At 73.3% G+C, this 13,460-nt stretch carries 9 protein-coding genes; 7 read left to right on the forward strand and 2 right to left on the reverse strand.

Features of this window, described 5'->3' with window-relative positions:
* Positions 1-41: 41 nt before the first annotated feature.
* From ACZ6ZR_RS14655 to ACZ6ZR_RS14675, 5 genes are all read left to right on the forward strand, one after another.
* Entirely contained in the window at positions 42-2,912 is a 2,871-nt protein-coding gene (locus ACZ6ZR_RS14655; protein ID WP_465642458.1) for a hypothetical protein, read from the forward strand.
* Positions 2,909-3,874: an ABC transporter ATP-binding protein gene (locus tag ACZ6ZR_RS14660; RefSeq protein ID WP_465642459.1), complete on the forward strand. Its 966-nt coding sequence runs from the start codon at positions 2,909-2,911 to the stop codon at positions 3,872-3,874. Before ACZ6ZR_RS14655 ends, ACZ6ZR_RS14660 begins: the two co-directional genes overlap by 4 nt.
* A gap of 502 nt (positions 3,875-4,376) precedes the next feature.
* Complete coding sequence (locus tag ACZ6ZR_RS14665; RefSeq protein WP_465642460.1) at positions 4,377-4,907, forward strand: hypothetical protein; 531 nt, start codon at positions 4,377-4,379, stop codon at positions 4,905-4,907.
* A gap of 323 nt (positions 4,908-5,230) precedes the next feature.
* Positions 5,231-6,943: a CHAP domain-containing protein gene (locus ACZ6ZR_RS14670; RefSeq protein ID WP_465642461.1), complete on the forward strand. Its 1,713-nt coding sequence runs from the start codon at positions 5,231-5,233 to the stop codon at positions 6,941-6,943.
* An 82-nt stretch (positions 6,944-7,025) separates the two neighbouring features.
* Positions 7,026-8,159 (forward strand): NADAR family protein, encoded by a 1,134-nt coding sequence (locus ACZ6ZR_RS14675; protein ID WP_465642462.1) that lies wholly within the window; start codon positions 7,026-7,028, stop codon positions 8,157-8,159.
* A gap of 208 nt (positions 8,160-8,367) precedes the next feature.
* Here the strand turns inward: ACZ6ZR_RS14675 and ACZ6ZR_RS14680 are convergent, their stop codons facing one another.
* Entirely contained in the window at positions 8,368-8,835 is a 468-nt protein-coding gene (locus ACZ6ZR_RS14680; protein ID WP_465642463.1) for a GNAT family N-acetyltransferase, read from the reverse strand.
* 131 nt (positions 8,836-8,966) lie between these two features.
* Positions 8,967-9,602 carry a molybdopterin-dependent oxidoreductase gene (locus ACZ6ZR_RS14685; protein ID WP_465642464.1) on the reverse strand — a complete coding sequence of 212 codons (636 nt, stop codon included), beginning with the start codon at positions 9,600-9,602 and terminating at the stop codon, positions 8,967-8,969.
* Positions 9,603-9,806: 204 nt separating this feature from the next.
* Here ACZ6ZR_RS14685 and ACZ6ZR_RS14690 point away from each other — a divergent pair, with 204 nt between their 5' ends.
* Together ACZ6ZR_RS14690 and ACZ6ZR_RS14695 are read left to right on the forward strand one after the other, a co-directional pair.
* Positions 9,807-10,649 (forward strand): FAD binding domain-containing protein, encoded by an 843-nt coding sequence (locus ACZ6ZR_RS14690; RefSeq protein WP_465642465.1) that lies wholly within the window; start codon positions 9,807-9,809, stop codon positions 10,647-10,649.
* Positions 10,646-13,453: a molybdopterin-dependent oxidoreductase gene (locus ACZ6ZR_RS14695; protein ID WP_465642466.1), complete on the forward strand. Its 2,808-nt coding sequence runs from the start codon at positions 10,646-10,648 to the stop codon at positions 13,451-13,453. The genes ACZ6ZR_RS14690 and ACZ6ZR_RS14695 overlap by 4 nt, the downstream gene beginning before the upstream one ends.
* Positions 13,454-13,460 lie beyond the last annotated feature (7 nt).

Genomic DNA, 13,460 nt, shown 5'->3' on the forward strand with positions numbered 1-13,460 from the left:
GTCGCGGCAGCGGCCCGGGGGAACGACGGGAGGGGCCGGGGATGCTGACGCTGCGTCTGATCCTGCGCGAGGCACGGATCGGGTGGCCGGTGGCCGCCGTCCTGGCGATGCTGGCGGTCCTGCTCACCGCCCTGCCGCTGAGCTGGCCGGCCCGATTCGACCGGTTGGCGGCCGACACGCTCGCCGAGCGGCTGGGCCGTGCCCAGCAGTCCGGCCCGCTGCTCGCCGCCCGCACCACCAGCGACCCGGTCTCCGACTACCCCACCCTGGATCCGGCGCCGGTGGGCCGGGGCACCCTCGGCAAGTCCCTGGACGAGCTCGGCGAAGGACTGCGCCGCGCGGCCGGGGAGCTGCTCCCCGGACCGCCGGTCCCTCCCCGGGGCCGGGTGTCCACCCCGTCCGCGACGGCCGAGGGGCCCGGCGTGCGGACCTTCAACGGCCTGCCGCCCCTGCTCAGCCTCGCCCACGCGCAGCCCGGCGCCGACGGCCCGGTGGAGTACGTCCGGGGCCGGGCCCCGTCCGAGCCGCCGGCCGACCCGGAGCGGGTGAAGGGGGAGGAGCGGCCGGCCGACCCGCCGCCGGTCGAGGTCGCCCTCTCCGAGAGCGGTCTGGCCGGCCTCGGTCTGACGGTCGGTCAGCGGTTCGAGCTCAAGGGTGAGCAGTGGAGCACCCCGGTGGTCGTGGTCGGGGTCTTCCGCACCGACCGGGGCGGCGCCCGACTCTGGCAGCAGTACCCCCTTCTGGTCACTCCGGTGACCGTGAACTCCCGTGTCGGCAGCCAGCTGAACGGCCAGCTGCTGACCAGCGCCGGGGGAATCGAGCAGACCGAGGCCCGGGGCAGGGTGCCGCTGGAGGTGGACTGGGACCTGACGGTGACCGTCGACCGCTCCGGCCGCGCCGCCACCCGGGCCGGGCTCGCCGCGCAGCGGACAGCGCTTGCCGCCCTGCGCGCGGTCGAGACGGAAAGGCTCTGCAAGACGGCGACCGCCGGGTCCTGCCGGCTGGACGACCACCGGTTCTCGCGCCCTGAGCTGATCGACCGTCTCACCCCCGAACTCGACTCCTTCGCCGCTCAGCGCGGACGCACCGAGCAGCTCCAGGGCTTCGCGCTGGCCGGCACCCTCACGGTGGTGGTGGCCACCGGCGTGGCCGCTGCCCGGCTCGGCACCCGGCGCAGGGCCGGCGCCTTCGCGCTCCAACTCTCGCGTGGTGCACGGCTGTCGGGCATCGCGGGCCGTCTGCTGGCCGAGGCGGCGCTGCCGGTGGGCCTCGGCGTGGCCGTGGGGTGGGTGCTCGGACGGGCCCTCGCGCCACCGGGCGCGGAGCTCGGTCCGGCGGGGCCGGTGCTGGTGGCCGCGGTGCTGGTCTGGTGCGCCCCCGCCGCCGTCCTGCTCGCCACGGCCGGGCGGGCCGGGACACTGCCGCGCTCGCGCCGGATCGTGCTGGAGGCCCTGGTGCTGCTCGTGGCCGGGGCCGGGCTGGCCGCGCTGCGCAGCCGGGGTGCCTTCTCCGGGGAAGGGATCGACCTCCAACTGGCCCTGGTCCCGGTCCTGTTGGCGCTGGCCCTGGTGATGGCGCTGATCAGGGCGCTGCCCCCGCTGCTGCTGCGTGCCACCCGCTGGGCCCGCCGGTCCTCCGGCGTGGTGCCGCTGGTGGCACTGGCCCGGGCCGGCACCCAGAGCGGCGCCGCCGGGCTCGCGCTGCTGGTGCTGGTCCTGGCGATGGGCAGCGGGGTCTTCGGCGGCATGGTCGCGCGCACCCTGGAGGACAGCCGCGCGCAGACCGCCGACTGGCGCACCGGCGGAGCGCCGACGGCCCTGGTCGGCCCGCGCGGCCGCCTGCCCGACGACCTGTCAGGAGTCCGGAGCGTGGGCCACCAGGTGCTGGTCACCGGCGCCGGTGGCGAGCTGACCGCGGTGGAGAGCGGCACCACCGTCCCGGCCGCCGAACTGGTCGCCCTGGACGCCGAAGCCCTGCGCGGCGCCGTGCCCACCTCCCCGCTGGCCGCCGCCCTGCTGGCCGCCCGGGAGGCGGGCCCGTCCGACGGCGCCTCGACGGAGGGTGCCCCGGCCGACGGACGGGTGTGGACGGCGCTGGCCGACCCCGCGCTGGCCCGCTCCTTCGCCGACGGCGTCCTGGAGGTGGCGGCCTTCGGTGCCACCAACTTCCGCGTCCGGGTGGTCGGGACGCTCCCCGCCGAGGCCCTGCGTGACCCGGTCCTCGGGCCGGTGCTCGGCACCGGCGGGCCGCCCGCCGCCCTGCTGGTCTTCACCGACCCACAGGCACAGCAGGCGCTGCCCGCCTCCGGCGGTCACCCGTCCGCCCTGCTGCTCCACCCGGCCGCCGACGGCCCGCCGGTGGACCTGGCCGCTGTCCGGACCGCGGCCGGGTCCGCGCTCGCCCCGGCCGGAGTGGTCGGCCCGGCCGTCGAACTCCGGGACCGTGGCGAGGAGTTCGCCGTGCTGAGCTCCGACGGACTGGCCCGCTCGCTCCGGCTGGCCTTCCGGCTCACCACCGGGACGGCGCTGCTGCTCGCGCTCGGCGCGGTCGCCCTGGAGCTGGTGCTCAGCTCCGCCGAACGCGCCCGCACCACCTCCTACCTGCGCACCCTGGGGCTCGGCGGCCCGCGCGTGACGGCACTCCAACTGCTCCAGCTGCTACCGCTGTTCGCCACCTCGGTGGTCGGCGGCACCGCGCTCGGAGCGCTGCTCCCCGCCGCGCTGGGCCCCGGCCTGGAGCTGCGGGCGCTCACCGGCGGACCGTTCGAACCGGCCGTCCAGGTCGACTGGACCACCACCGCGGTGCTCGGCACCGCACTGGCGGCGCTGCTCCTCGGGGCCGCCGCACTCGAGGCGGCGGTCAGCCGCCGACGCGGCCTCGGGGCCGTGCTGCGACTGGGGGAGGCCCTGTGACCGTCCGTACGACCGAACCAACCGCCCGCCTCACGACCGAGGGTGACGCCGGACGGGCCGCCGCGCCCATGGTGGCCTGCGAGAGCCTGGTACGGATCTACCGCACCGGAACGGCCGGGCGCCGGAGCACCGAGGTCCAGGCCCTCCAGGGGCTGGACCTCACCGTCCAGGAGGGCGAACTCCTGGCCCTGGTCGGCGCGTCGGGCTCCGGCAAGTCCACCCTGCTCGGCATCCTGGCCGGCCGGGACACCCCGAGCGCGGGCGCCGTCCGGGTCGCCGGGACCGACCTGTCCGCGCTCGGGCGCCGGGCCCGTACGGTCTACCGGCGCCGCACCGTCGGGGTGGTGCGGCAGCAGACCGCGAGCAACCTGCTGCCGTACCTGACGGCCCGTGAGAACGTCCAGCTCCCGATGGCCTACGCGGGCCTGCCGCGCCGCCAACGGGACGCCCGCGCCATGGAGTTGCTCGACCTGATGGGCATCGCCCGGGCGGCCGGGCGCACCCCGGCCGCGCTGTCCGGCGGCGAGCAGCAGCGGGTCGCGATCGCCGTCGCGCTGGCCAACCGTCCGCAGCTGCTGCTCGCCGACGAGCCCACCGGCGAGCTGGACAGCTCCACCTCCGAGGAGGTCTTCGGCGCGCTGCGCGCGGCCAACTCCGAACTCGGCACCACCGTCCTGATCGTCACCCACGACGCCCTGGTCGCCGACCAGGTCCGCCGCACGGTGCGCATCCGCGACGGCCGGATCTCGACCGAGGTGCTCCGGCACGCCGAGGAGGCGGACGCCCGGCTCGCCGGCCAGGAGTACGCCGTCCTCGACCGGGTCGGCCGCCTCCAACTCCCGCGCGAGTTCACCGAATCGCTGGGCCTGGCGCACCGGGTGCGGCTGGTCCTGGAGGAGGACCACATCACCGTTTGGCCCGACCGCGAACGCCCCTCGGAGGCCGGGCCCTTGAGCAGGTAGCCGACCCCGGCGCCGCGCGGTGCCGGCGGCCGGGTCCGCCCTGCCGGTGCCGTCGTCGCTGACCTCCAGCACCAGCAGTTCGCCGAGCAGCCGCCCCCGGACCTCGGCCCGGGCGGCGCCGCTGTGCTTGGCCACGTTCGCCAGCGCCTCCGCCACCATGAAGGAGGCCGTCGCCTCGACCGAGGCCGGCACCTGCCCGGGCAGCGCGATGTCCACGGCGGCCGGCACCGGCGAGCGGCTCGCCGCCTCGGTGGCCGCGGCGGCCAGGCCCCGGTCGGTCAGCACCTGCGGGTGCACGCCGCAGATCACTTCGCGCAGCTCGGCCAGCGCGAGCCTGGCCTGCTCGTGCGGCCCTCGCCCCCTTCCCGCTGCGGACCGACCCCGGTGCGGCGGCGGCCGTGGCCGTGCTCGCCGCCGTTGCCGCGGCCCGGCCGTCCGCGCGGCGCCGGGACTGACGGACCGTCGGGAGGTGCTCGGTGGTGCGGGGGTTAGAGTCCAGATCATGAACGTGGACAGGACCCAGTGGTACCGGCTCGCCTCCCTCCTCCCGGAGGCCGCAGGTCAGGGGGTCAAGGACTGCTGGGAGACCGGCGAGCAGGAGGCCGGCCTCCGGCTGCTGGTGGAGGGCCTGCTCGCCTTCCAGGTGCCCCTCGGCGGAGCCGACCGGGCCCTGATCTCGGTGTTCGCGGAAGCGTGGGGCGTACGCGAGCTCCTCGCACCGGGCCTGCTGCGCTGCCTCGGTGACGGGGCGTCGGCCCCCGTCCGCCTCCTGGACGGCGAGACCGAGGGCGCCGAACTCCTCCCCGGCGGCCCCGCCCTCCCCGGCCTGCTCCTGACCCCCTGGATACGCTGCAACCGCTGCGGCCACCACCTCCTGCGCGCCCACCGCTGGGAGGCCTGGGACGACCTCTCCCACGACGCCGAGCACTACGCCATCGCCTCCGCCGACCTCACCACCCTCCTCCTCACCTACCCGGCTGCCGCCCTCTCCGAGGCCTTCACCCACCTCCTCGACCACTGCCCGGCCGCCTGAGCACGGACGCGCGGTGTCGGCGGCGGTGAAGACCGGTTCGCCGTTGCGCCGGCCCTCGGGATTGGTGATGCACGGGGCGAGGTCCGTGAGGAGCAGATCGGTCGAGCGTGACGGGGTGAACGCGCTCCCTCCGCTCCTCCTTCGGGGTTCACGCCGGTGCGCGGACCTCCTGTCGAGAACCCGCCCGGCGCCTTTCCGACAGGCCGGAGCCCTACCTGTGCGTGTGGCCGACGACGAAGCTTGGGGCATCGCCAAGACCTCCTCGCTCACCACAGCAGCAACTCCGGTGTGCTGAGCCTGGGTTACCTACCTGAGGAACAACCATGCCGCGTGTCTCCGCTCGCCTCACCAAGCTCGCCTCCGCCACCGTTCTCGGTACCGTTCTGCTCGCCGGCACCGTCGCCGGACCCGCGTCCGCCGCCACCACGCAGGGAAACTCGGCGGCCGGCATCGCCGCGGCCAACGTCGGAGCGGGGCCGTGCAGCACGAACAGCGCGGGAGGCACCGGCTTCCTCGGCAGCTGCAGCACCGGCGAGGAGTGGTGCGCCGACTTCGCGAAGTGGACGTGGAACCAGGCCGGCGTCCTCGGCACCGGGACCATCACGGCCGCCGCCTACACCTTCGCCAAGTACGGTACGGAGCACGGTACTTTCCACTGGGTCGGCGACAGCGGCTACACCCCTCAGCCCGGCGACGCCGTGATCTGGGCCGCGAACGGCGCGAGCCTGCCGAGCAGCCCGGGCAGCCTCGGTTTCGACGACGTGCAGCACGTCAGCCTGGTCAAGAGCGTCGGCTCCCGGACGAACATCACCACCGTCGGCGGCAACGAGAACCACGTCGTGCAGCAGACCACCGGTCTGAACCCGACCGTCAACCAGAACTGGGGCCAGAAGGTCATCGGCTACATCAGCCCCGTCGGCGCTCCGGTGGTCCCGGCCGGATTCGACGTCACGCTGTGGGGCTTCAACTCCGGCCAGACCCTCTCCCGGACCGTGAACCTCACCTCGCACCCCACCCAGAGCGGCGTCATCCAGTGGCTCGACTACGTGATCGACGGCCCGAACGGCTACCACGTCGAGGTGCGGGCCGGCGGCGGCGCGCAGAACTACCCGTACGCCTTCGACACCACCGACCTGGCCAACGGCACCTACTCGGTCAGCATGATCGCCAACGAGATCGACGGCCAGGACCACACGTACGGGGGCGGCTGGTTCACCGCCAGCAACAACGCGGTCTTCGCCAAGAACGGCATCGGGCTCTACAACTGGACCAAGGAGAGCGACCCGCTGGTGGCCGCCCAGGCGACCGGTGGCGGTGTCCAGATGATCCTGGACAACGACGGTGTGGTGTACGCCAAGAGCGGCATCGGTCTCTACGGCTGGGTGAAGGAGAGTGACCCCGGGGTCAAGGCGATCGCGGTCGGCTCGGACGGTACGCAGATGATCCTGGACAGCTCCGGCTCGGTGCTGGCGAAGAACGGCATCGGGCTCTATGGCTGGACCCTGGAGAGCGACCCGGGGGTCAAGGCGATCTCCACCAACGGGGGCGTCCAGATGATCCTGGACCGCAACGGCGCGGTCCTGGCGAAGAGCGGCATCGGTCTCTACAACTGGACGCTCGAAAGTGACCCGGGGGTCAAGGCCATCGCTGTCGGCTCGGACGGCACGCAGATGATCCTGGACAGCTCCGGCGCGGTGCTGGCGAAGAGCGGCATCGGTCTCTACGGCTGGGTGAAGGAGAGTGACCCGGGAGTCAAGGCGATCGCGGTCGGCTCCGACGGTACGCAGATGATTCTCGAGAACGACGGTACGGTGCTCGCGAGGAGCGGCATCGGTCCCTACAACTGGACGAAGGAGAGCGACGCCCGCGTCAAGGCGATCTCCACCAACGCCGGTGTCCAGATGATCCTCGACAACGACGGCACGGTGTACGCGAAGAACGGCATCGGGCTCTACAACTGGACCCAGGAGAGCGACGCCCGGGTCAAGGCGATAGCAGTCGGCTCCGACGGCACCCAGCTGATCCTCGGTCAGTGATCACCCCTGCCGCCTCCAGCCGGGCCCGGCCATCCACGGAAATTCACCACCCGTGCGCCGTCCGCTGCGGCACAATCCCGGGATGGTCGGCAATCGGATCACCCATCGCACCGCGGACGGCGTCCGTATCCCCGGAACGTGGCGGCCCGCCTTCATCCGCAACGGCGGCACGTACCACCTCACGGACCTGTTCATCTATGCGGACGGGCTCGTCGACTGCTGGGGACTGGTCACCCTTGCCGAGTTCGAGGAGAAGCTGCACAGCGGCTGGGTGGCCACCACCCTCCCGGAGGGCGGTGAGGTCTCCGCCTTCGAGCTCGCGGACTGGAGGTTCGGCGAACCGGAGAGCTGGCTCACGCCCGAGCAGCTGCTCGCCGAAGTCCGGGACAGCATCGACGAGTTGAACGGTCGCCCCGACGCGACCGGCCGCTGTCTGGCGGCGGTCGACGTCTTCCTCGCCGACCGGACCGAGGAGAACCGGGCCGCCGCCCGGGACGCCTTCCTGGCCGTCCACGAGTCGCAGCGCCGCTACGCCCTGGGCGACATGGACAGCAAGGACTGGCCGCTGCGGATCCTGGTCGCGGGGCCCGGTGGGCAGACCTACCTGTCGTTCGACGGGACGGTGACCCAGGAGAACTACGACCGCGCCGTCGCCTACTTCGAGGACCGCGCCCGCTGGATCGCCGAGCGGGGCACCCGCGTCCCCGCCGACGGACCGGTGGCGTCGTACGCACCGGCCGTACAGCTGCCGCACTCCTACCCGAGGGAACCGGTGGCCGACCCCGGCAAGACCGGCCTGCGCCACGACTACCCCGCCCCGATCACGGTCGTGGACACGGACTACCCCTCCGCCGCCCACGCGTACTGGTCCCTGTCCGCCGCCGACCCCGAGACCCGGCAAGCCATCGCCACGGCGGACACCGCCGTCGCGGCCCGCGTCCTCGCGGCCGGTTCGCCCCGCCGCCCGGACTGGGCGCACGTCCGGACCGCCGTCATGACGCAGCTGCTGCGCGCCAAGTACGAGCAGCACCCCGGGCTCGCCGAGGTCCTGCTCGGGACGGACGACGCCACGCTGATCTACGACGACATGGACTCCGCCTTCTGGGGCGACAACACCGGCAGCGGCCGCAACTGGTCGGGCCGCCTGCTCGAACTCGTCCGTTCCGAGCTGCGGTTGGCGCGGGCGGGGATCTTCTCGGAGCGGGCCCGGCCGTGACGCCGCCGACCCTAGCAGAGGTCCGGATGCCGGACCGGCGGGATTCGAACCCGCGGGACGATTGGGAGAGCAGGACCCTCTCCGGCGTCCAACCCCGTCCCGCAGGGTTCCTCTGCGGTACGGGGGCGCAATGGGCCGCTCTGCCACGGCCCGGCATCCTTCGGGAGGGCGCCCTCCCGAAGGGGCGATCATAGAACGGCGTCCGCGGTCAGGCTCCGCCGGTGGGCAGGTCTCGTTCGTAGTGGACGAAGCGGTCGGCCGGGACGAAGGTGTCGTAGAGGCGGCGGGCGGGGTTGTCGTGGGCGGTGAGCCAGTGGACGCGTGCCCAACCGTGAGTGGTGGCGAGGTCGAAGAGGTCCTGGAGGAGCAGGCGGCCCGCCCCGAGTCCGCGGCGGGCGGGGTCCACGAAGAGGTCCTCCAGGTAGCAGACCTGGCCGGTGAGCCAGGTGCTGTGGTGGAGGACGCTGTTGGTGATGCCGATGACCGTGCCGTCGTGCTCGGCGACGCGGCCCAGCAGTGGCTGGTGCGGGTCGAGGAGCCGTTGCCAGGTGGTGTCGGTGACGGCGGCGGGCACGGTGGACTCGTAGAAGTCGAGGTACCCGGCCCACAGTCGGCGCCAGTCCTTCTCGTCGGCCGCGGCGAGGTCTCGGACGGTGATCGTGGGGGTTTCGGACATCTCGGCTCCAGGTGACGGCGGTCGGGGGCGCTCGGGGGCGAGCGGGCCGTGGTCACGGCGATCCCAGTCAGAGTCTCGCTCAACTCCTTCGTGGTGCAGTGCGTGGGGCACGCCTTCGCACGCAGCTGGAATCAGAGGCAGACGGCCGGGTCGGGGACCGGGACGAGCCAGACGTCGGTGATGCCGCTGACGTAGCGGGCGCCGCAGCGGTCGGCCGGGACGACCAGCTGCGGGCCGGGGCCGTCGAGCGGGGTGCCGTCGATGCTGGTGGCGAGGAGGATCTGCTGGCCGCCGAAGGCGGGGTCGATCTCGGCCCAGGAGAGGACGGCGAGGTGGCCGTCGGCGCCGGTCACGGTGAGCAGGAGGCGCAGGCGCTGCTTGCGGCCCACCAGGTCGACGCGGGGCTCGGCGGTGCGGATGACGTCCCAGAGGCGGGGGCCCTCGAAGCCGTGCTGCTGCTCGCCGCTGCCTAGTGCCGGGCACGGCACTAGGCAGTCGAAGCGGGCCTCGACCCGGTGGGAGGGGAGGGTCCGGAGCTGGGCCACCGTCAGTTCGGCGGGAGCGTCGAGCAGTCCACGCAGGCGGACGGCGGCGGGTCGGCTCACGGGGGGCTCCTTCCGGCCGGCACGCGCCGGTCCGATGCGGTCGCACAGCTCCTGGTCGCCGAGGCCGACGCGGCGGCAGTAGGAGACGGTGCCGTCCGAATTGGTGATCCAGGAACGGTCGTTGGCGTAGCTCCGGTCGTTGGCGGGTGAGTACGTGCTCACCCGTCCGGTCGCCTTGAGCACGCTGCAGAGCAGGAGTTGGGAGATTCGGAACGGCGCCCTCCCGGCTCGGGCGGTGCTGGAGGATCACCCAGGCAAGACCGCCTGGCCTGGTGTCACGGCCCACTCGTCCGCTGCTCGGCCCGAGGGCTTCAATCGCTCTGACGGCCGGTCAGGGACGACGGGCCGGGGACGGGAGGAGCGGCGATGGACCTGCACACGGTGACGGAGGTGTGCGACGCCCGGCGGTACGGGACATGGCGGCCCGGGGACGCCTGGCTAGGCGGCGGCACCTACCTGTTCTCCGAGCCGCAGCCCCACCTGCGGCGCCTGGTGGACCTCGGCCGGATGGGCTGGCAAGCGCTTGCCCGGACCCCCGACGGCGGGCTGGAGATCGCCGCCACCTGCACCGTCGCCGAGCTCTCGGCGTACGGCGCCACCGCCGGCTGGCGGGCCGCGCCGCTGGTGGAGCAGTGCTGCCGGGCGTTCCTGGCCTCCTGGAAGATCTGGAACCTGGCCACCGTCGGCGGCAACCTTTGCAACGGGCTGCCGGCCGGGCCGATGATCTCGCTGACCGCCGCGCTGGACGGTGTCTGCCTGCTGCGCGGCCAGGACGGCGGCCACCGTCGCGTCCCGGTGGCCGAGTTCGTGGTCGGCGCCGGGAAGACCGTCCGCGAGCCAGGTGAGCTGCTGCGCTCGATCACCCTCCCGGCCAGGGCGCTGGCGGCGAGGACCGCCTTCCGGCAGTCCTCGCTCTACGGGCTCGGCCGCTCCGGCGTGCTGGTGATCGGCGCCCGCGACCCGCAGGACGGATCGCTCACCCTCACCGTCACCGCCTCCACCGTCCGCCCGTTCCGCTTCTGGTTCCCGCCGGAGCCCAACGCGGCGGCCGTCCGGGAGGCGGTCGAGGACGGCATCCGGAGCGAGGACTACTTCGACGACATCCACGGACTTCCGGACTGGCGGCGGCACATGACGCTGCGTCACGCCGAGGAGATCCGCAGAGAGCTGAACGACGGGAACGACGGGAACGAGGAGGCCGCGCGATGAGCTACCGCATCCGGGTCAACGGGCAGGACTTCGACACGGAGCCGCGGGGCGGCCAGTGCCTCCGCACCTACCTGCGCGAGCGCGGCTGGTTCGGCGTCAAGAAGGGCTGCGACGCAGGGGACTGCGGCGCCTGCACCGTCCAGGTGGATGGACAGCCGGTGCACAGCTGCCTCTACCCGGCGGTGCGCGCCGAGGGCCGCACGGTCACCACGGTCGAGGGCCTGGCCGAGGGCGGTGAACTCCACCCGGTGCAGCAGCAGTTCCTCGACGCCCAGGGGTTCCAGTGCGGCTTCTGCACGGCCGGGTTCCTGATGACCACCTCCGCCGAGGCCTTCGACGAGGAGAAGAAGGCCGACCTGCCGAGGGCGTTGAAGGGCAACCTCTGCCGCTGCACCGGCTACCGCGCGATCGAGGACGCCATCAACGGGGTCCGGCACACCGAACTCCCGTGCGCCGGAAAGGCGGTGGGCCGGAGCCTCGGGGCCCCGGCCGGGCCGCAGGTGGTGACCGGGACGGCCCGGTACACCTTCGACCTCGAAGTGGAGGGCCTGCTCCACATGAAGCTGCTGCGCTCCCCGCACCCGCACGCCCGGATCGTCTCGATCGACACCTCCGCGGCCCGCCGGGTGCCCGGCGTGGTGGGCGTGTTCACCCACGAGGACGCCCCGGCCACGCTCTACTCCTCGGCCCGGCACGAGCATCCGACGGAGGACCCGGACGACACCCGGCTGCTGGACGACGTGGTCCGCTTCGTCGGCCAGCGGGTCGCCGCCGTGGTCGCCGAGACCGAGGGCGCGGCCGAGGAGGGCTGCCGGCGGATCGTGGTCGAGTACGAGCAACTCCCGTACGTGCTGGACCCGGAGGAGGCGATGCTGCCCGGCGCCCCGGTGATCCATCCCAAGGGGCCGGAGTCGCGGATCGCCCGGGCGGAGAACAACGTCTGCGGCGAGGCGCACGGTGAGATGGGCAGCGTGGAGCAGGGGTTCGCCGAGGCGGACGTGGTGTACGAGGAGACCTTCCGGACCCAGCGGGTGCAGCACGCCAGCCTGGAGACCCACGGCTGCGTCGCGTACTTCGAGGAGAGCGAGGAGCCGGGCGGGGAGGAGCGGATCGTGGTGCGGTCCTCCACCCAGGTGCCGTTCCTGACCCGGCGGGCGCTCTGCGACCTGTTCGACCTGCCGATGGAGAAGGTGCGGGTGGTGGCCGGCCGGGTCGGCGGCGGCTTCGGCGGGAAGCAGGAGATGCTCACTGAGGACATCGCGGTGTTCGCCGCGATGCGCCTGCACCGGCCGGTGAAGCTGGAGTTCACCCGCGCCGAGCAGTTCTACGGGGCCACCACCCGGCACCCGTTCCGGATCACCGTGAAGCTCGGCGCCAAGCGGGACGGCACCCTGACGGCCCTGCAGTACCGGGTGGTGTCCAACACCGGCGCGTACGGCAACCACGGCCCGGCGGTGATGTTCCACAGCATCGGCGAGTCGATGGGCGTCTACCGGGCGCCGCACAAGAAGGTGGAGGCCTACTCGGTCTACACCAACGGCGTGCCGGCCGGGGCCTTCCGCGGCTACGGGCTGGGCCAGGTGACCTTCGCGGTGGAGTCGGCGATGGACGAGCTGGCCCGCCGACTGGGCGTCGATCCACTGGAGTTGAGGGAGCGGAACATCATCGGGCCGGGCGAGCACATGGAGGGCCCGCTCGGCGAGGAGGAGGACCTGCACATCGCCAGCTACGGGCTGGACCAGTGCCTGAACGTGGTCCGCACCGCGCTCGCCGAGGACACCAGCGCCGAACTCGCCCCCGAGGGCTGGTTGGTGGGCCAGGGCTTCGCCATGGCGGCCATCGCCTGCGGCCCGCCCGGCGGCCACATCGCGGACGCCACGGTGAAGCTGCTGGAGGACGGGACGTACGACATCGCCGTCGGCACCGCCGAGTTCGGCAACGGGACCACCACTGTGCACAAGCAGATCACCGCCGGCGCGCTGGGCACCACTGTCGACCGGATCGGCATCCGGCAGTCCGACACCGACGTGGTCAAGCACGACACGGGCGCGTTCGGCTCGGCGGGCACCGTGGTGGCGGGGAAGGCGGTGATGAAGGCCGCCAACGCGCTGGCCGAACAGATCGTCAGCTTCACGGCCGAGTACGCCCGCACGCCGCGCAGCCTGGTCCGGCTGGGAGCGGAGGCGGTGGAGTGCGACGGGCGGACGGTGCCGCTCAAGGAGGTGTTCGAGGCCGCGCGCGGGCGGGGCGTGGAGCTGCGGGCCGACGGGCACTTCGGGGGGTCGCCGCGTTCGGTGGCGTTCAACTCGCAGTGGTTCCGGATCGCGGTCGACCCGGACACCGGGGAGATCCGGATCCTGCGCAGCGTGCATGGTGCCGACGCCGGGAAGGTGATGAACCCGCTCCAGTGCCGGGGGCAGGTGGAGGGCGGGGTGGCCCAGGCGCTCGGCGCGACGCTGTTCGAGCAGGTGCTGCTCGACGAGCGGGGCGAGGTGACCACGGCCGCCTTCCGCCGCTACCGGCTGCCCGCCTACTCGGACGTGCCGCGAACCGAGGTGCACTTCAGCTCGACGAGCGATGCCATCGGCCCGCTGGGTGCGAAATCGATGTCGGAGAGTCCGTTCAACCCGGTGCCACCCGCCTTCGCCAATGCGCTGCGGGACGCGACCGGCATCCGCTTCACCGAGGCGCCGTTCCTGCGGGACAAGGTCTGGCGGGCGCTGCACGAGGCCCGTGAAGCGGGCCGGACTGTGCGCGTCTCCGAGGCGGAGGGGGCCGGCGGGGTGGTTGCTCGGAGGAAGTGACAGAGGG

This window comes from Kitasatospora sp. NPDC088742 (assembly GCF_055584905.1).

What these genes read in the sequence shown, in the direction of transcription:
- ACZ6ZR_RS14695 (WP_465642466.1), top strand. Translation starts at nt 10,646, where the DNA reads ATGAGCTACCGCATCCGGGTCAACGGGCAGGACTTCGACACGGAGCCG.
- ACZ6ZR_RS14670 (WP_465642461.1), top strand. Translation starts at nt 5,231, where the DNA reads ATGCCGCGTGTCTCCGCTCGCCTCACCAAGCTCGCCTCCGCCACCGTT.
- ACZ6ZR_RS14690 (WP_465642465.1), top strand. Translation starts at nt 9,807, where the DNA reads ATGGACCTGCACACGGTGACGGAGGTGTGCGACGCCCGGCGGTACGGG.
- ACZ6ZR_RS14665 (WP_465642460.1), top strand. Translation starts at nt 4,377, where the DNA reads ATGAACGTGGACAGGACCCAGTGGTACCGGCTCGCCTCCCTCCTCCCG.
- ACZ6ZR_RS14655 (WP_465642458.1), top strand. Translation starts at nt 42, where the DNA reads ATGCTGACGCTGCGTCTGATCCTGCGCGAGGCACGGATCGGGTGGCCG.
- ACZ6ZR_RS14675 (WP_465642462.1), top strand. Translation starts at nt 7,026, where the DNA reads ATGGTCGGCAATCGGATCACCCATCGCACCGCGGACGGCGTCCGTATC.
- ACZ6ZR_RS14680 (WP_465642463.1), bottom strand. Translation starts at nt 8,835, where the DNA reads ATGTCCGAAACCCCCACGATCACCGTCCGAGACCTCGCCGCGGCCGAC.